General features: G+C 69.2%; 15 protein-coding genes and 1 tRNA gene. 6 read left to right on the top strand and 10 right to left on the bottom strand.

Annotated elements, in window-relative coordinates:
* Positions 1-107: 107 nt before the first annotated feature.
* The gene (locus LXT21_RS02690; protein ID WP_254036499.1) at positions 108-1,097 is read right to left on the bottom strand and encodes a hypothetical protein; all 990 of its coding nucleotides are present in this window, start codon (positions 1,095-1,097) and stop codon (positions 108-110) included.
* 166 nt (positions 1,098-1,263) lie between these two features.
* On the opposite strand from LXT21_RS02690, the gene LXT21_RS02685 reads away from it, so the two are divergent.
* Positions 1,264-1,770, top strand: a complete 507-nt coding sequence (locus LXT21_RS02685) for a hypothetical protein (RefSeq protein ID WP_254036498.1) — start codon at positions 1,264-1,266, stop codon at positions 1,768-1,770.
* A gap of 37 nt (positions 1,771-1,807) precedes the next feature.
* On the opposite strand, the gene LXT21_RS02680 is transcribed toward LXT21_RS02685, so the two are convergent.
* The gene (locus tag LXT21_RS02680) at positions 1,808-3,913 is read right to left on the bottom strand and encodes a M3 family metallopeptidase (protein ID WP_254036497.1); all 2,106 of its coding nucleotides are present in this window, start codon (positions 3,911-3,913) and stop codon (positions 1,808-1,810) included.
* A 64-nt stretch (positions 3,914-3,977) separates the two neighbouring features.
* On the opposite strand from LXT21_RS02680, the gene LXT21_RS02675 reads away from it, so the two are divergent.
* Entirely contained in the window at positions 3,978-4,466 is a 489-nt protein-coding gene (locus tag LXT21_RS02675; RefSeq protein ID WP_254036496.1) for an Lrp/AsnC family transcriptional regulator, read from the top strand.
* 58 nt (positions 4,467-4,524) lie between these two features.
* On the opposite strand, the gene LXT21_RS02670 is transcribed toward LXT21_RS02675, so the two are convergent.
* The 6 genes from LXT21_RS02670 to rpsU all read right to left on the bottom strand — a co-directional run bounded on the left by LXT21_RS02670 (position 4,525) and on the right by rpsU (position 10,261).
* A tRNA-Ile gene (locus tag LXT21_RS02670) sits at positions 4,525-4,597 on the bottom strand.
* 86 nt (positions 4,598-4,683) lie between these two features.
* Entirely contained in the window at positions 4,684-5,058 is a 375-nt protein-coding gene (locus LXT21_RS02665) for an MGMT family protein (protein ID WP_254036495.1), read from the bottom strand.
* Between the two features lie 91 nt (positions 5,059-5,149).
* On the bottom strand, positions 5,150-7,276 hold the full coding sequence (rpoD, locus tag LXT21_RS02660) for an RNA polymerase sigma factor RpoD (RefSeq protein ID WP_254036494.1): 2,127 nt from the start codon (positions 7,274-7,276) through the stop codon (positions 5,150-5,152).
* 92 nt (positions 7,277-7,368) lie between these two features.
* On the bottom strand, positions 7,369-9,180 hold the full coding sequence (dnaG, locus tag LXT21_RS02655; protein ID WP_254036493.1) for a DNA primase: 1,812 nt from the start codon (positions 9,178-9,180) through the stop codon (positions 7,369-7,371).
* A gap of 332 nt (positions 9,181-9,512) precedes the next feature.
* Positions 9,513-9,971 (bottom strand): GatB/YqeY domain-containing protein, encoded by a 459-nt coding sequence (locus LXT21_RS02650; protein ID WP_254036492.1) that lies wholly within the window; start codon positions 9,969-9,971, stop codon positions 9,513-9,515.
* Between the two features lie 95 nt (positions 9,972-10,066).
* A complete protein-coding gene (gene rpsU / locus LXT21_RS02645; RefSeq protein WP_002614080.1) occupies positions 10,067-10,261 on the bottom strand; it encodes a 30S ribosomal protein S21 in 195 nt (64 codons plus the stop codon).
* Between the two features lie 130 nt (positions 10,262-10,391).
* Between rpsU and LXT21_RS02640 the strand changes: the two genes are divergently transcribed.
* Positions 10,392-11,981: a HEAT repeat domain-containing protein gene (locus tag LXT21_RS02640; RefSeq protein ID WP_254036491.1), complete on the top strand. Its 1,590-nt coding sequence runs from the start codon at positions 10,392-10,394 to the stop codon at positions 11,979-11,981.
* 58 nt (positions 11,982-12,039) lie between these two features.
* On the opposite strand, the gene LXT21_RS02635 is transcribed toward LXT21_RS02640, so the two are convergent.
* Together LXT21_RS02635 and LXT21_RS02630 are read right to left on the bottom strand one after the other, a co-directional pair.
* Positions 12,040-12,951 (bottom strand): GGDEF domain-containing protein, encoded by a 912-nt coding sequence (locus tag LXT21_RS02635; protein ID WP_254036490.1) that lies wholly within the window; start codon positions 12,949-12,951, stop codon positions 12,040-12,042.
* Between the two features lie 72 nt (positions 12,952-13,023).
* Positions 13,024-14,085: an asparaginase gene (locus LXT21_RS02630; protein WP_254036489.1), complete on the bottom strand. Its 1,062-nt coding sequence runs from the start codon at positions 14,083-14,085 to the stop codon at positions 13,024-13,026.
* A 53-nt stretch (positions 14,086-14,138) separates the two neighbouring features.
* Here LXT21_RS02630 and LXT21_RS02625 point away from each other — a divergent pair, with 53 nt between their 5' ends.
* From LXT21_RS02625 to truD, 3 genes are read left to right on the top strand one after another with little or no spacing between them, the layout of a single operon-like run.
* The gene (locus tag LXT21_RS02625) at positions 14,139-15,146 is read left to right on the top strand and encodes a DsbA family protein (protein ID WP_254036488.1); all 1,008 of its coding nucleotides are present in this window, start codon (positions 14,139-14,141) and stop codon (positions 15,144-15,146) included.
* Positions 15,147-15,154: 8 nt separating this feature from the next.
* Entirely contained in the window at positions 15,155-16,507 is a 1,353-nt protein-coding gene (locus LXT21_RS02620; RefSeq protein WP_254036487.1) for a DUF4388 domain-containing protein, read from the top strand.
* Positions 16,504-17,529 carry a tRNA pseudouridine(13) synthase TruD gene (gene truD, locus LXT21_RS02615; RefSeq protein ID WP_254036486.1) on the top strand — a complete coding sequence of 342 codons (1,026 nt, stop codon included), beginning with the start codon at positions 16,504-16,506 and terminating at the stop codon, positions 17,527-17,529. Before LXT21_RS02620 ends, truD begins: the two co-directional genes overlap by 4 nt.
* Positions 17,530-17,620 lie beyond the last annotated feature (91 nt).

Below are 17,620 nucleotides of genomic sequence, written 5' to 3'. Positions count from 1 at the left end.
CATCCTGGAGCGTAGGACGGATGAGCCTCCTACCCCGTGACAGGCCGCGCCGCACCCCGTGAGGACCCGCCTCGCAGACGAGCCGCGAGGCGGGATGCGGTGAGGCGTTACTCCTTGGCGGAGTAGTACTTCGCCGGGCCGGCGAGCCACACGGTGGTGCCCTGCGTGCGCTCCAGCAGCTCTTCCGCCAGCTTGTTCCAGTCCTCGTAGGGCCCCAGGGCCTCCAGGCTGGAGGGCATGAAGCCGAGGAACGTGTGGTGCCCCACGGCGAGGACCGTGGCGGTCGGCACGCGATAGGGCCCTTCATCGGGGATGCCGAACAGGCCCCACGCCTTCCAGGTGCGGCTCAGCGCGTCGTAGCGCAGCGGCGCGCAGCTCGTCTCGGCGATGGCCTTGGCGTCATCCTCGCTCTCGCCCGAGCAGACCTGGAGGCTGTCGCCGAGCTTCACGCTCTCGAGTGGGCAGGAGACCTGGAGCGAGTGCTTGCAGTGGCCGATGGGGCGGGGCGCGCCGCGCTCGCTCCAGTACGCCTGGACGAAGGCCGCCGAGCCGTGCGGGTCCTCCCACTGGATGGACTCGCCCATGCCATCGAGGAACACCCAGGGCACGTGCGTGGCGTCCGCGACGGCCTCGGCCAGCTGCTCCTTCTGCGTGCCGAAGAGCGGCTCCCTGTGGAAGGGGACGAACCCCACGAAGCCCTCCGACTCCAGGGATGCCACGGTGCCAGCGCCGTCAATCGAGACGCCGCCCTTCTGCGGGCCCCCCGGGCGCCCCACGACGCCGCCGTTGATGCCGCCGCCGGCCCCTGGAGAATCCTTGGCGGCCTTCGAGCAGAGATTCGTGCAGGAGTTCAATGCATCCCGATTGGCCCACTCCTGGCTCACGTTGGAGCAGCCCATGGCGGTATCGAAAGGGGCGACGGTGGGCGGTGGACAGTGGCACGGGGAGTAGACCGCCGTGTACTTGCAGGCCAACTCGACCCACTTGGGCGGGCCGATGTGTTCGTAATAACCGGCGCCGATGACACCGCCAGGCGTGCGCGCCTGGGCGGGCCCGCTCCAGGTGACAACGCTCAGGGCGGCGAGGAACGCGAGCAATGAAAACCTCGACGCGCAACGAGTCAGGCCAGACTGCGAGGGGAACATGTGTGACCTCCGTCAAAGAGTTGCACATGCAGCCTGACTGTCTCAGAGAGTGTTCACAATGGGTGTTGATTGACTTCTCGATGAGTAGCGTTCCGTGTCACAGGCTGAGTAGCACTTCGTGTCACAAACGAACGCCTGCGAGGTGTGCCTGCCCGCGACGTCGACCGTCACTTGTGGGAGGACGAGCGGGCGACTTCTCATCGCGCGGGAGAACGCATTCGACGGCACCAGGCCCTTCCAGCTCGAGGTGACGCTGCAGGTGGAGTCGGTGGACCGTCACAACGTGCTCGACAGCGGCGCGGCCATTCTCGGGCGCTTCACGCCGCCGCCCGGCACCGCCGTGGAGCGTTCGCGGAGGTTCTACCTGGACAGTGCGGCCATCGGATGGGCGGACGAAACACAGTCCGTGGCATTCCCGGTGGTCGATGGCGCGTACCCTGTCTACGCGCTGTCGGTGGACGCGGCGAAGGTCGCGACGGTGAGCATCGACGGCGTCGCGAAGCTCACGCGGAACAACTTCACGTCGAACGGCACCCTCGCCAGCGGAGACCAGACGGGGGACCCGAACGTGGATGGCGCGATGCGCATCAAGTCGGTCGACCTGCTCTGTCCCCGAGGGCCATGAGGGGCGTGCCGTGTGCGCTCCGCCTCGCGAGAATCGGTCAGTGGATGCCGCGCTCGCGCAGCAGGGCCTCGCTGGTGGCGTCCCGACCGCGGAACGCGCGGTAGCCCTCGAATGGGTCCACGGTGTTGCCCACGGAGAACACGTGCTGCCGCAGCCGCGCCGCCACCTTGGGGTCGTGCAGCCGCCGCGCCTGTCTGAAGGCCGCGAACGCGTCGGCGGCCAGCACGTCCGCCCAGAGGTACATGTAGTAGCCGGCGGCGTACGAGTCGCCCTCGAAGACATGGGTGAAGTGCGGCATCCGGAAGCGCATGCCGACCTCCGCCGGGGCCCCGAGCTGTTGGAGCGTGTCGCGCTCGAACGCGTCAGGGTCCAGGGGCTGCTCCTTCGCCAGGTGCAGCTTCATCTCCACCAGCGCGGAGGTGAGGAAGTCCACCAGGTAGAAGCCCTGGTTGAACGTCGCGGCCTTCTGGATTTTCGCCAGCAGGGCCTGGGGCATCGGCTTGCCCGTCTTGTGGTGCACCGCGAAGCGTCCCAGCACCTCGGGCGTCGCCACCCAGCGCTCCAGCAGCTTGCCTGAGAACTCCCCGTAGTCGCGTACGACGCGGCCGCCGCTCAGCGAGGGATGGGACACGTTGGAGTTCAGCACCTGCAATGCGTGGCCGAACTCGTGGAAGAGCGTCAGCGCGTCGCGCCAGCCGACCAGCGCCGCCTCGCCGGGCCCTGGCTTCACGAAGGGCAGGTTGTTCGTCACGAGGGGGGTGACTTCTCCCCGGAATCGCTCCTGGACACGGTACGGGTCCGTCTGGCCGCCGTTGTACTTGCCCTGGCGCGCGTAGGGATCGAAGTACAAGAGCCCCACGTGACGCCCGCTGGCGCGCTCCTTCACCTCGAAGACGCGCACGTCGGGGTGATAGACGGGCACGCTGGCCGTGGGAGCGAAGGTGTAGCCGAACAGCTCGCCAGCCACCCAGAACATGCCCTCCCTCAGCTTCTCGAGCTGGAGGTAGGGCTTCACCTCGGTGTCGTCGAAGTCGTACTTCGCCTTGCGCACCTTCTCCGCGAAGTAGCGGTAGTCCCACGGAGCGAGGTCCTCCGTCAGTCCGGAGCGCCGCGCCAGCGCCCGCATCGCGATGACGTCCGCGCGCACCTGCGCGACGGACGGAGTCCAGGTGTCCATCAGCAGCTTCAGGGCGCGCTCGGGGGTGGCCACCATGGTCCCCTCGAGCTGCCGGTGGGCGAACGTCGGGAAGCCCAGCAGTTGGGCCTGTTCGGCGCGCAGGGTGAGGATTTCGCTGACGATGGCGTTGTTGTCGTGCGCGTCGCCGTGGTCCCCCCGGCTGTCGTAGTTGCGCCACACCTTCTCCCGCAGCGCCCTGTCGTCCAGGTACGTGAGGAAGTCCGCCACGGCCGAGCGGGTATTGGACACCACCCACCGGCCCTTCAGGCCGCGTGCCTCGGCTTCGGTCGCCCCGGCCTTGCGCAGGGCCTCCGGCAGTCCCGCGAGGTCCGCCTCGTCGTCGATGACCACCGCGTTCGCCTCGTCGGCGAGCACGTTCTGACGGAAAGACGTGGAGAGGGCGGCGAAGCGCTGGTTGAGCTCGGCGATGCGCTTGCGGCCCGGGTCGTCGAGCTTCGCGCCGGAGCGGGCGAAGTCCCGGTAGTAGTATTGGACGAGGCGCCGCTGCTCGGGCGACAGCCGCGCCATCTCGGGCGAGTCATGGACGGCCTGGACGCGCTGGAAGAGGGCGAGGTCCTGGGACTGCTCGTCCCAGAAGGCCGCCAGTCTGGGAGCCATCGTGCGCTCGACCTGCTGGAAGTCGGGCGTGTTCATCACCTTGGACCAGGCGCTGTAGACCTCGTAGACGCGGGTGAACGTCCGGCCCGCGTCCTCCAACGCGGCGATGGTGTTCTCGAACGTCGGGGCCTCCTTCACGCGGAGGATGGCGGCGAGCTCGCGCCGGTTCTCCTCCATCGCGACCTCGAACGCCGGCTCGAACTGCTCGACCTTCACCCGGTCGAAGGGCGGCACTCCGCCATGGGGGCCCGTCCATGGCTCCAGCAACGGGTTGGTGGGAGTGGCCGGGGCGGCGGATGCCAGGCCCGCCACGAGGAAGACGAACACGCCGATTCTGTTCAGGGGCATGAAGACAGAATATGAGCGAGGATTGTCGTCCCTCCATCGAATGGAATTCGCCCGGGAGACCCAGATGCCCCAGCTCGACCGAATCGATCGCGCGATTCTGACCGCCCTTCAGAACAATGCGCGGCTGTCCAACAAGGAACTGGCCGCGCAGGTGGGGCTCGCTCCCTCGTCGTGCCTCACGCGGGTGCGGAAGCTCGAGGCGGACGGCGTCATCAAGGGGTATCAGGCGGACCTGGACGCCAACGCGCTGGGGCTCGGCCTGCAGGCGCTCATCGCCGTCCAGCTCCGGCTCCACGTCGGCGAGGCCTTCGGCAACATCGGAGACCACCTGCGCTCGCTGCCAGAGACGGTGGCTGTCTACTGCCTGGGCGGTACCACGGACTTCCTCGTCCACGTGGTGTGCCGGGACACGGACCACCTGCGGCGGCTGACCATCCTGTCCTTCACGAGCCGGCCGGAGGTCAGTCGTATCGAGACGTCGCTGGTGTTCTCATACACGCGCCTGAGGCTGCCGGTGGACCACGCGCATGGCGAGGGCATTCCACCGCGCTGACCGCAGCCACGGTGTCCCGGTGGAGCGACCCGAGTCGGTGCGCGGAAGGTGAGGGGAGTGGGCCCTCCTGGATTCGAACCAGGGACCAATCGGTTATGAGCCGACAGCTCTAACCGCTGAGCTAAGGGCCCTCAGGCGTGTGCAACCCGCGTGGGCCTGGGCATAACTCCGCGCACGCGGGTCTGGCAAGCGCCACTCCACGCCGCGTCCTCACACGTCAGCGTCTGGCCTTGGGCGTCGTGTCCTGTTGCCGTTTGACGCGGAACGTCTGTCCTCGCTGCTGCACCTCGACGCCCTCGGCGCGCAGCCGCTTCGCCTGCTCGTGGGCCACCATGGGCGCAAGCACTCCTCCCGCGCGTGTCACCCGCCACCAGGGGACCTCCTTCCCCGTGGGCAGCATCGCCATCTCCCGTCCCACGGCGCGCGCCGCGCCGGGCCGCCCCGCATAGAGCGCCACCTGCGAGTAGGTGCGGACCTCTCCACGCGGAATCGAGCGCACCGTGCGCCACACCTCCTCCGTGAAGGGCGCGCGCTTCGGCGCCGCCTCCGCCTCCTTCACCCGCGTCTTCGTCCTCGGTCTCAAGAGCGCCATGCCGCGTGGGACTCTAGAAACACGAAGGCCCCCGGTCCACGAATGGGAGCGGGGGCCTTCTTGCTTCAGGCCAGAGGGCCTGGAGTCAGCGTCAGCTCTCCACGAAGGAGCGCAGGCGCTTGGAGCGGCTCGGGTGGCGCAGCTTGCGCAGCGCCTTGGCTTCAATCTGACGGATGCGCTCGCGCGTCACCTCGAAGTCCTGGCCGACCTCCTCCAGCGTGTGGTCGCTCTTCTCGCCGATGCCGAAGCGCATGCGCAGCACCTTCTCCTCGCGCGGCGTCAGCGTGGCGAGCACCTTGCGGGTCTGCTCCGCCAGGTTCATGTTGATGACCGCGTCCGCGGGCGACACCAGGCTCTTGTCCTCGATGAAGTCGCCCAGGTGGCTGTCCTCCTCCTCGCCAATCGGCGTCTCGAGGGAGATGGGCTCCTTGGCGATCTTCAGGACCTTGCGGACCTTGTCGAGCGGCAGCTCCATCTTCTCCGCGATCTCCTCCGGCGTCGGCTCGCGGCCAATCTCCTGCACCAGGTAGCGGCTGGTGCGGATGAGCTTGTTGATGGTCTCGATCATGTGCACCGGGATGCGGATGGTGCGGGCCTGGTCCGCGATGGCGCGGGTGATGGCCTGACGAATCCACCAGGTGGCGTAGGTCGAGAACTTGTAGCCGCGCTTGTACTCGAACTTGTCCACGGCCTTCATCAGGCCGATGTTGCCCTCCTGGATGAGGTCCAGGAACTGCAGGCCGCGGTTCGTGTACTTCTTCGCGATGGAGACGACGAGGCGCAGGTTGGCCTCCACCAGTTCGCTCTTGGCGCGCTCGGCGCGCTTCTCACCCAGGCGGATGGCGTCGTAGTTGCGGCGCAGCGCATCGACGGGGAGGTTGGCCTCCTCCTCGACCTTCTTGATCTTCCGCACCGCGGTGCGCACGTCGCGGTCCAGCACCTCGAGCTGCTCGGGCGTGAGGTTGAGCTGCTTCTGCAGCTTCTTGCCGATGTTGGGGTTCTCCCGCGACTCCTTCAGCTGCGGGCGAAGCTCCTTCATGGAGATGCCGTAGCGGCGCTCCAGGTCGCGCAGCTCGTCTTCGGCCTTCTCGACGCGCTCGATGAGCGACTTGAGGTTCACGACGATGCGGTCGACCTGCTTCTTGTTCAGCCGCATCTCCTCCAAGACCTCCATCATCTTGGTCCGGAGGTCCTTCATCTCCTGCTTGAGCTCCTTCTTGCGCACCTCGGTCAGCTTCTTCTTCGAGGCGAGCTCCTCCTCGAGGACGTCGCAGTCCTTGGCGAACTTGCGGAAGCGCTCGATCTGCTTGCAGATCTGCTCGATCTTGTTGAGCTCGCTCTGCGCCAGCTGCGCCGGGGCGTCACCCTCGCCGACCTCCTCGGGAGCCTCCTCGGCGCCCTCGGCCTGGGCCTCCTCGGGCGCGTCCTTGATGACGTCGCGCACGCGCAGCTTGGCCGTCTTCAGCTTGTTGCCGATGTCGAGGATCTCCTCGACGGCGACCTTGCAGGCGAGCAGGGCGCGCAAGACTTCCTTCTCGCCCTCCTCGATGCGCTTGGCGATTTCGACCTCGCCCTCGCGCGTGAGCAGGCTGACGCTGCCCATCTTGCGCAGGTACAGGCGCACCGGGTCGTTCGACTTGCCGCCCGGCTCGTCGTCCTCGTCCTTCTCGTCCTCGTCGACGTCTTCCTTCTCTTCCTCGACGGTGACGGTGGGCTTGATCTCGTTGTTCTGCGCGGCCTTCTGCGCGTCGACGATCTCGATGTCGTTGTCGCCGAACATGCTCATCACGTCGTCGATCTGATCGGACGACACGATGTCGGCGGGCAGCGCGTCATTCACCTCGTCGTAGGTGAGGAAGCCCTTCTCGCGGCCCTGGGCGAGCAGGTCCTTGACCTCCTTGCGCTCGGCGACGGGGTCCTCCTCGACGTCGTCCTCGACGGCGTCCGGGTCCACCTCGACGGCGGCGGCGGCCTCTTCGGCGGCCTCCTCGGGGTCCACGTCCTCCGAGACGGCGGCGACGCCCTTCTTCTTCTTCTTCTCGACGACGGCCTCGGCGGGGGCCTCCTTCGCCTCGAGCGTCTCCTGCTCCTCCTCGCCCGCCTTCACCCCAGCGCCCTTCGCCGCGGGACTGTCCGGAGCCTTCTTCTTGCGGATCACCGGATCCACCTTCTTCTTGGTGGGCTTCACGGACGCCTTCGAGGGCTTCTGCGTCGGCATTCGGGTACTTCTCCTTAAGAAATTCAGGGGCTTGAGGCCAGGGGCGAGCCGGCCGATCTACCGCAAAGTCAGGGTTTCTTACAAACGCGAACTCAAACCGGTTGCATGGGCGCCTTTGTTCCCGCGGAGGCCGGCTTGAGCTCCTCCAGGACACGCTTCTTGAGCGCCAGCAGTTCCACCCGCTCCGCTTGGAGCTGGCGCGTCTCCTCCGTGAGGTCGAACGCGCCCAGCGTCTGCTCCGTCGCACGGGTTATATAAGCAAGACGCTCGTTGATGCGCCGCACCATGATCTCCTGGCAGATGGTGGAGAACGCCTGCTCCAGCTCCTGTCCTTCCGAGGGGAGCTGGCGCCAGGACGTCTCGATGGCCCGCTTCACGCCCTCGGAGGCTTCATAGAGGGCGTCATTGGCGCCCCGCCCGGAGGTGGCGTGCATGAGCGTCATTCGAAGGCCGGTGTGCGACAGCTCGTCACACACGCGGAAGAGGTCGCGGCCGAGCAGCCGGGGCTCCCTCAGCACGGCCGCCACGTAGAGGGCTTCCATGGGAGGCGGCGGCTTCTCGGGGAGCGGGCGGGCAGGCGCGGCGGCGGCGTCATGAGTGCCCGAGGATGCGGGCTTGGGCGTGGGGACCTTGCTGCGGAGGGCGGCCTCCACGTCCGGGGCGCGCCAGCCGAAGTGCTCGGCCAGGGCGGCGAAGAGCGACGAGCGCACCAGCCCCACGGGCACCTGCGCCGCCACGGGCTTGAGTCGCTCCAGAGCCGCCATCTTCTCCTCGAACGTGGCCGCCTTGCCTTGGGGCAGCAGGGTGGCGAACAGGTAGGTGGTGAGGGATTGCGCCCCTTCGATGAGCGACTCCACACCGTCCTGCCCCACACGACGCGCGAAGGTGTCTGGATCATCCCCTTGGGGCAGCAGCGCCACACGAGCGGTTGCCCCGGCGGCAAGCAGGGGGCCGGCGAGCCTCTCCACGGCCGCAAGCCCCGCGGAGTCTCCGTCGAGCAGCAGCACCAGCTCCCGCGCCTCGGCGCGCTTGAGCAGCTGCATGTGTCCCGCGGTGAGGTTGGTGGAGCACAGCGCCACGGCGTGGCGCACGCCCACCTGGTGCAAGCCGATGCAGTCGAAGTAGCCCTCGACGAGGATGGCGGACTTGCGCTTGCGCAGCTCGTCGCGCGCCAGGTCCATGCCGAACAGCGTCTCGCTCTTGTTGTACAGCCGCGACTCGCGCGAGTTGAGGTACTTGGGGCCCTCGTCGGCGCCCACCAGCCGGCCACCGAAGGCGATGGGCCTGCCCTCCGGCGCGCGGATGGGCACCATCAGCCGGCTGCGGAAGAAGTCGAAGCAGCCGTCCCCCGTGTTGCGCTTGAGCACGAGCCCGGCCTTCATGGCCCAGTCCAGCATGCCCGACTTCTGGCAGCGCTCCGCGAGCAGGCTCCACGCGTGGGGCGCCCAGCCCAGCCCGAAGGCCTGCGCGGTCTCATCCGACACGCCGCGGCTGGCGATGTAGGCCCGCGCGGAGCGGCCCTCGTCCTGGTGCCACAACAGCGAGCGGAAGTGCTCGGCGGCCAGGTCCGTGGCCTCCTTGATTTGCTGCCGCTCCTTCATGCCGGGGTCCTGCTGCGCCTCCAGGTCGATGCCCAGCTCGCGCGCCAAATCGCGCACGGCGTCCAGGAACGTCTTGCCCAGGTAGCGCTGGACGAAGGAGACCGCGTCGCCGCTGGCCCGGCAGCCATGGCAGAAATAGAAGCGCTTCTCCGGCACCACGTAGAACGAAGGCGTCTTCTCCTGGTGGAAGGGACAGCGCCCCTTCCACTCCCGGCCGGACTTCTTCAGCTCCACGTGCCGGGAGATGAGGCCCACCAGGTCCACCCGCTCGAGGATTTCCTGGATCTTGTGTTCCGGGATCATGTCGCCCACCCCTGGGCCCGCGTCAGGGCGGGCGCACCGCCGACATCCTGCCAGCCGGGCCTGACGTCGCCCGTCCGGTCGCCAACCCGGTGGATTTCCCCACCCTGCAGGGCGGAGGACCGGAAGCGCGAGGCGTCGTGAGGGTGTGGGGACACGTTGGGGCTCCTACGGCCCGGTGGCTATCTCCCCTGGAGAGGGGCGATAGGCCAGGGCTGGCCCAGGCACTTAATGACGGGGGGCCGGGGGAGCAAGTTTCCGCTCACCCCGAGCCTTCCACTCCGGGGGGCCACCGGATACGCCGGGCGGCCTCCGAAGGGGTGGGACAGGGGACTTCAGGCGAGCTTCGCGAGCTCCGCCTTGACGGCCTCGGAGATGGCGCGACCCTCGGCCTTGCCCTGGAGCTTGGGGGAGAGGTTCTTCATCACCGCGCCCATGTCCTTGGCGCTCTTGGCGCCGACCTCGACGATGGCGGCCTGGACGGCGGCGACCAGCTCGTCGGGGGTGAGCTGCTGGGGCAGGTAGCTCTGGAGGACGGCGATTTCGGCCTCCTCCTTCTCCGCCAGCTCCGGCCGGTTGGCGGCCTTGAACTGGTCCGCGGAGTCGCGGCCCTTCTTGATGAGGGTGGTGATGACGCTCATCACGCCCGAGTCGTCGAGGGCGGAGGCACCGGGCTCCACTTCCTTGTACTTCACGGCGCTCTTGATCGCCCGAATGACGGTGGTGCGCAGCTCATTCTTGGATCGCATCGCGTCCTTGAGGTCCGCGTCGAGCCGTTCCTTGAGGGTGGCCATCTTCGCAACTCCGCTGGCTGGGATTCGGGGGATTGCAGACGACGGGAGCCAGGGCACCTGACTTGGGCGCCCCGGCTCACACGCCGGCCTCGCAACTAGAACGACTTGCGGGCCTTCTTCACCGCGCGCTTCTTGGCGGCGAGGGCCTTCTTCTTCCGCTTCACGGAAGGCTTCTCGTAGTGCTCGCGCTTGCGGATCTCGGAAAGGATTCCGGCCTTTTCAGTGGCCTTCTTGAAGCGCTTGAGGGCGCTCTCAATGGACTCTCCCTCCTTCACTCGGATACCGGGCATGCGTTCACCTCCTTCCGTCATGCGTCAATGTGTGCGTACTTCGAAGGGGAGCGGTATGTCCCAGTGGCCGGTAAAACGCAAGGACGCAGGCGGGAAAAGCCGCGGGCGGTTGGACTAGAGTGTCGCCTGCGTGAGCCCTGCCCTCCTCCTGATGGTGCTGCTGGCGACCGGTCAGCGTGGTGGCACCGGGACGACCGACTGCTGGAACTCCTGCCAGCGTCACGTGGCGGACCGCGCGCTGCGCGCCCGGGTGTGCGGCTCGTGTCTGTCGGGCGGGCGGGTGGACTCGTGGGTGGCGCCGCTGGGCAACGTCCGGCCGATGCCGCGCGAGGCGCTGGCCTCCTCCCGCAAGGATGGTGACTGGCGCGTGCGCTGGGCCTCCGTGCGCGCGGAGGCGAAGGCGCGGCAGTTGACGGAGAAGCGCGTGCTGGCCGAGTGGGTGGCCAGCTCCCCCTCGTCGTCGGACCTGCCCGCCTGCCTCACCGCGGCGCGCGCGGCGGCGGAGTCAGGGCAGTCCACGGCCACCTTCCTGCGCGACGCGGGGGCCCGGGGGCCCGAGGCGGCGGCGCGGGTGTGGGCGCGCCGGGAGGTGCTCCGCCAGGCGTTGGAGGTGGAGCTGTACTCGGAGGACCCTCGGGAGCGGGGCACCGCGCTCGCGCATCTGGGGGCCTTCCTGGGGAAGCGGCCCGCCAGGGTGTTGCTCGATGCGACCGCGTCCCGGCCCGAGGCGTCGGATGGGATTGGCGCCTCGGCGCTCAAGGCGGTGGCGCTGCGCCTGAACTCCTCGGTGGGGCGGCTGCTCCTGGAGGAGGCGAGGCCCGCGGACGAGGTGCTGGTGAACCGGCTCTTCGCCGTGTACTCGCGCGAGCTGGAGTCGCTCCAGCCGGAGCTGACGGCGCCCGAGCCCCAACGGCGTGACACGGCGGTGCTGTCCTTGGGCGTCTATGGCCCGCTGGCGCGCAAGGAGTTGGAGCGCGCGCTCACGGACGTGGACCGGAAGGTGCGGGGCTCCGCGGCGCGGCGGCTGGCTGAGTCGGAGGGCACGTCCTTGCGCGTGGCCGCCGAGCGCAGGCTGGAGGGCAAGGACCTGGCGGTGGCCCGGCCGTGGCTGGAGGCGATGGAGCGGGAGAAGGGCTGTGGGAGCTTCTTCCTGGAGGCCGCCCGGGACTCGCGCATGCCCGCGCCCCTGCGGGGTCAGGCGCTGACGTCGCTTGCGGACTGCCGCGAGGGTGAGGGTCTGCGGCTGGACGCGCTGTCGCCCTTCTTGAAGGACGCGCAGCCGGTGGTGCGGGCGGGCGCGGTGCGGGTGCTCGGCGCGTTGGCGGTGCGCAAGCCCGAGGTGCTGGACGCCACCGAGCGCGCGCTGGATGACGCCTCGCCGGAGGTGGTCGCCGCCGCGCTGGATGTCGTCGCGGGGCAGCGCCAGTCGACGCGCGGGGACCTGGCGGCGGAGCTGCTGGGCTCGGAGCACCCGGTGGTGCGCGCCGCGGCGGCCCGGGCGCTGGAGGCCATCGGACGCGCGGCCCACGTGAAGGTGCTGGCCGCGTGCCTGCGCGAGGACCCGGTGTCGGATGTGCGGGTGGCGGCGGCGCTCGCGCTGGGGCGGCTGGGCGGGCCTCATGCGGCGGCGGCGCTCTCCGACGCGGCGGCCCGCGACGCGGACACCCACGTCAAGCACGTGTCCCGCTCGGGCCTGCGCAAGCTGGGCTTCGGGAACTGACGTCCGCGGGGGCCAGGACGCCTGGGCGCGAGGGAACCCCGCGCCCGACGGCGACGACTCACGGGCCGCTGATGGCCTTGGCGTCGGCGCGATTCCGGCCCGCGCGCTTGGCGCGGTAGAGGTACTTGTCCGCGGCGGCGATGAGGTCCTCGGGCTGGGTGAAGTCCGAGTCCAGGAGCGTCGCCACGCCCAGGCTGATGGTCACCTTGATGGGGGTGCCGCCGAAGACGAAGTCGGCCTTGTCCACCGCGTGGCGGCAGCGCTCGGCGCACGCCAGGGCCTGGTCCTCGGCGGACTCGCGCAGCATCAGCGCGAACTCCTCGCCGCCGTAGCGCGCGAGCAGGTCCTCGGTGCGCACCGTGTCGGTCACCCGCTGGGCGATGCGCGTCAGGACGTAGTCCCCGGCCGGGTGGCCGTACGCATCGTTGATCTTCTTGAAGTGGTCCACGTCGAAGAGGACCAGCGACAGCGGCACCCGGTGGCGCAGGCAGTAGCTGAACTCCTTGCGCACCGTCTCCAGGAAGTACTTCTTGTTGTAGACGCGGGTGAGGCCGTCGCGGGTGGCGGACTCGTAGATGCTGCGCTGGTACTGCTCTTCCAGCTCGTCCTGGATGGAGAACTTGAGGACGGTGTTGGAGCCGATCTGGATCTTGTCGCCGTCGTACAGCGGGGCGGCGTTGACCTTCAGCCCGTTGAGGTAGGTGCCGTTGGTGCTCGCCAGGTCCATCAACTGGAAGCGCCCGTCGCCGAGCGCCACCACCTTGGCGTGCTTGCGAGAGATTCCGTCGTCCTCCACCTGGAACTGCGCCTCTGAGCTGCGCCCCAGCACCACCTCGGAGCGGTCCAGCTTGAACATCCGGCCGATGCCCGCCGCGGACTTGGCGCTGATGACAATCAAATAAGCGCTCTGCCGCTGGGCGTTGCCCAGCAGGTCCGAAATGGAATGGACGGAAGTTTTCTCCTCGGACATCGCAACACCCATCTTATGGGCCGTTTTTTCATGGCGGCAAGCATGCTGCCGGCTTCCACGCGGCCCAATCGCTCATCCCGCGTGGATCCGCCGCGTCGTCCGGGGCCGGCTGGGCACCTCCGGCTCGACTGTCCTACGTCCGACGCTCAGCTCTCCCGCCACCGGTGTCTGGATGAACCGCGCCAGCGCCTCCGGGGAGCGGGGGTGGTAGGCCAGGGCCTGCATCAGCTTCACCAGCGCGGCGGAAGGGGTCATGTCCGCGCCACCGATGGCCCCCTGCGCCAGGGACGCCGCCCCGGACTCGTACAGGCTCAGGTCCACGCCGTTGCGGTGGGCCTGGCTCACCACCACCACGGGCACGCCGCGCTCCTTCGCCTGGACGAACAGGGGCATGAGCGAGCGTCCGAGCTCCGGGGCGATGGGGAAGTTGCCCGCCCCGTACGCCTCCAGCACCAATCCCCGGACATGCGGCAACAGCTGCAGGGGCAGGGCCGGGTCCAACCCCGGATAGACCTTGAGCATGAAGACGCGCGGATCCAGCTTCTCGTACAGCTTGAAGGGCCCTCGGGCGCGCAGGCCCGGCTCGAAGGTCGCGTCCACGCCGAGCGTGCCCAGCACCGGGCAGTTGGGGCTCTCGAAGGCGTCGTACTCGGACACCTTCACCTTGCGCGTGCGGTTGCCCCGGTACAGGTGCGAGTCGAAGCAGATGGTGACCTCGCGCGGCCCCTGCAGCGCGGAGAGCACCGCGTCGATGAGGTTGAGCCGGGCATCCGAGCGCACCTCGCCCAAGGGCCGCTGCGAACCCGTCAGGACGACAGGGCAGGGCGGATTTCGCAGCATGAAGGACAGCGCGCTGGCGGTGTAGGCGAGCGTGTCCGTGCCATGGGTCACCACGGCCCCGTCGAAGTCCTGGAGCTGGTGGTGCAGGTGGGCGGCCATGCGCTGCCACAGCTCGGGCTGCATCTCGGAGCTGTCCAGGTTGCTGAAGAGCTGCAGCTCGATGTCGGCGAGCTGGAAGAGCTCCGGGACACGGGCCTTGAGCGTCTTGAAGAAGGCGGCGGGGCGCAGGGCGGAGGGCCGACCTCCGGCCATCCCCAACGTGCCTCCGGTGTGCAGCAGCAGGACTCTGGGCATGGGCAAGGGGCCCTCCTTGGCAAGGCTTGCGTTGCTTTACAAGCCCCTCGCGCGTGGCTAAGACCCGCCGCGTGCTCCTCTCCTGCTGGAAGCCTGTCGTTCCCCTGCTGGTCGCCGCGGCGCTGACCGGCTCGGGTTGCAAGAACCCGGAGGGCTCCGCGCCCGCCTCCACCCAGGCGCCGGCCGCTCCGGCCGCCCAGGCCAAGCCTCCCGCGCCCCCTCCGGAGCCCGCGGCCCCGCCGGCGGACCCCTCCCAGGCGCTCTCCGGCATCCCCGGCATGGACTTCTCCTCGCTGTCGGCGGTCTCCAAGCGGGAGCTGGCCACCGTCCTCAGTGATGAGTTCTGCTACTGCGGCTGCCCCCACACGCTGGGCGCCTGTCTGAAGTCGCACACCGGCTGCCGCCACGCCAAGCGCATGGCGCGGGTGGCCGCGCGCATGGTGTCCGAGGGCAGCCCGGCCACGGAGGTCATCGTCCAGCTGTCCCAGTACTACGGCGCCTTCCGCGAGCAGCGCGCGAAGTTCAAGGTCGACGAGCGCATGTGCATGGGCTCCGCGTCCGCCCCGGTGACGGTGGTGGAGTTCTCCGACTTCGAGTGCCCGTACTGCGCCAAGGCGCGGCCGGTGCTGGAGGCCTTCGCGAAGAAGAACGCCTCCCAGGTGCGCTTCTGCTACCTGCCCTTCCCCCTGTCCAACCACGTCAACGCGGTGCCGGCGGCCCAGGCGGCGCTGTGGGCGAGAGATCAGGGCAAGTTCTGGCAGATGCACGACGCGCTCTTCGAGAACCAGGACAACCTCAAGCCCGAGGCCCTGGTGGCGCTGGCGAAGAAGCTGGGGTTGGAGGAGGACCGGCTGGCGGCGGTGCTCAAGTCGGACTCGTACAAGCAGGAGCTGGAGGGCTTCCGCAACCAGGGCCGCGCGGCCGGGTTGTCGGGCACGCCGTCGGTGTACTTCAACGGCCGGGCCCTGGATTTGAGCTTCATCCAGGAGGAGATGCTCACCCACAGCATGGAAGACGAGCTGGAGTGGGTGACGAACAAGAACGCCTGGGCGGCTGACTGACGCGGCAGATGACGCAACGGTTCCGCATCGACGCGGGGCAACTCGTCCCCGAGGATCGCCAGAGCCCCTCTCCATTGGCGGGGCGCTCGGGGACGTACGCGCTGATGCCCACGGCGCCGGACCTGCTCATCTTCTCCCGGGGCCCGAGCGAGGGCGGCAGCATCCCCGCGCCCCGGGTGGTGCTCTCCGGCGACGCGGGCGGCTTCCCGCTGTCGGACCTGATGGCCTTCCTCAGCCAGTCGCGCTGGAGCGGCATCATCCGGGTGCACTCGCCCGGCGGTGAGCGCTCGGTGACGTTCCGCGACGGCGAGGTGCGGGGCGCGTCCTCGGATGACCCGGCCGACCGGCTGGGCGAGGTGCTGGTGCGCCTGGGCTACGTGGAGCGTCCCCAGGTGGAGGCCGCGCTCAAGGGCCAGCCTCCGTCCAAGGTGGGCCGCGCGCTGGTGGAGAAGGGGCTGTTGCAGGCGCACGACCTCTTCAAGTGCGTCACGCACCAGGTGAGTGAGATCTTCCACGCCATCGTGCTGTGTCGGGAGGGGAGCTTCTTCCTCATCGACCAGCCGCTGGACGAGAAGGCGAATCACTCCATCCAGCTCTCCACCCAGAGCCTGCTGATGGACAGCATCCGGAAGATCGACGAGATGGCGCACTTCCGCAAGCGCATCCCCCACGGCCGGCTGTACGTGGCGAAGAAGCGCGCCTCCGACGGCAAGCTGGAGGAGGACGAGGACCGGGTGCTGGGCCTGGTCGACGGGCGCCGCACCATCCTGGAGCTGGGGCACGCGGCGCGGCTGTCGGAGTTCGACATCACCAAGGTCGTCTTCCGCCTGCTCGAGGGCGGCTTCGCGTCGGTGACGGACAAGCCGCTGCTGGTGCCCGTGGGGCCCGCGGCCGTCGCGACGGGCAGCGCTCCCACGCAGGGACCGCCGGTGGGGCAGGGGGCCCCCGCGCAGAAGCCGCAGGCGGCGAGCCCCGCGCCCGCGGTGGACCCGCGTCCGGCGGCGCGCGTGTTCAACTTCATCTTCCGCGAGATTCGCGACGAGGTGGCCAAGCAGGGCATGGACCGCGAGTTCATCGCCGCCGCCAACGCCGCGCTCTCCGGGCAGGCGCTGTCGTCCTCGCCGGTGTTGGAGGGGCTCGCCTTCCAGGCGGATGGCAGCCTGGCCGAGGCGAAGTTGATGGAGTCCTTCGAGCGGCACCAGTCGCAGCTGGGCTCCGAGCCGCTGGCCTCCTTCAAGCAGGCGCTCAGCGACGTGATGTTCTTCTTGTTGTTCCAGGCCGGTGAGCTGTTGGAGTCGCGCGCGGACGAGGACCTCGCCCGTCGTGTGAAGAAGCTGCTGGCGACGCTCGAGGGCTCGTGACGACGGATTCGGATTGGCCGCGGTTGACGGCGGATGTCCCCGGCTGTGGTGGTGGTTTCAAGCTGGTCCCCGAGGACTTCGAGGTCGAGGAGCTCCCCGCCTATCAGCCGTCGGGTGAGGGCGAGCACCTCTACCTGTGGCTGGAGAAGCGGGGCCGGGACACGCGCGAGGTGGTGCGCGCGGTGTCCAAGGCGCTGGGCGTGTCCGAGGACGACGTGGGCGTCGCGGGCATGAAGGACCGGCAGGCCGTCACGCGGCAGCTCATCTCGGTGCCCGCGCGCGCGGAGCCCAAGCTGGGCGACTTCGCGCTGGATGGTGTCCAGGTGCTGTGGTCCCGCCGGCACGGCAACAAGCTGCGGACCGGGCACCTGAAGGGCAATCGCTTCCGGCTGCGCCTGCGCGGCGTGAGCGACGTGGGCGCGGCGCGGGAGTCCTTCGCGCGGCTGTCCGCCGGCGGCGTGCCCAACTACTTCGGCGAGCAGCGCTTCGGCCGCGCGGGTGACAACGCGGACCTGGGGCGCCTGCTGGTGCTGGGGCAGCGCCTGCCGAAGCGGCCGGAGCGCTTCCAGCGCAAGCTGTACCTCTCCGCCTTCCAGTCGCGCATCTTCAACCGGGCGCTCGCGGACCGCTTGCGCGCGGGCACCTTGTCCACGGCCCTGTTGGGGGACGTGCTGCGCAAGGAGGAGACGGGGGGCCTCTTCGTGTGCGAGGCGCCTGAGGTCGACGGGCCTCGCGTCGCCGCGTTCGAGGTGAGCCCGGCGGGGCCGCTGTTCGGTCCGAAGATGACGGCCTCGGCGGGCGAGGTGGCGGAGGTCGAGGCGAAGCTGCTCGTGGGGGAGGGCGTCACGCTGGAGGACTTCAAGCGCGGCGGCGGCGAGACGGAGGGAGGGCGCAGGCCGTACCGCGTCCGCCTGGGCTCGCCCGAGCTGACGCCCGAGGGCGAGGACTTGTGGCTCACCTTCGAGCTGCCCCGGGGCGCGTACGCCACCGAGGTCCTCCACGAGCTGCTCAAGGACGACTGAGCTCGGGGCGTTCTGCGGTGCGGCGTTGCCCGCACCGCGCCGATGTCGCCGGCCGGCGAGGGCTGCCTCGCGCCAGGCTCCATTCCCGGGC

This window comes from Myxococcus guangdongensis (genome assembly GCF_024198255.1).
In the GTDB taxonomy this organism is placed as follows: domain Bacteria; phylum Myxococcota; class Myxococcia; order Myxococcales; family Myxococcaceae; genus Myxococcus; species Myxococcus guangdongensis.
Note: the sequence above shows the minus strand (reverse complement) of the source record. Positions and strands in the feature narration are given on the sequence as shown.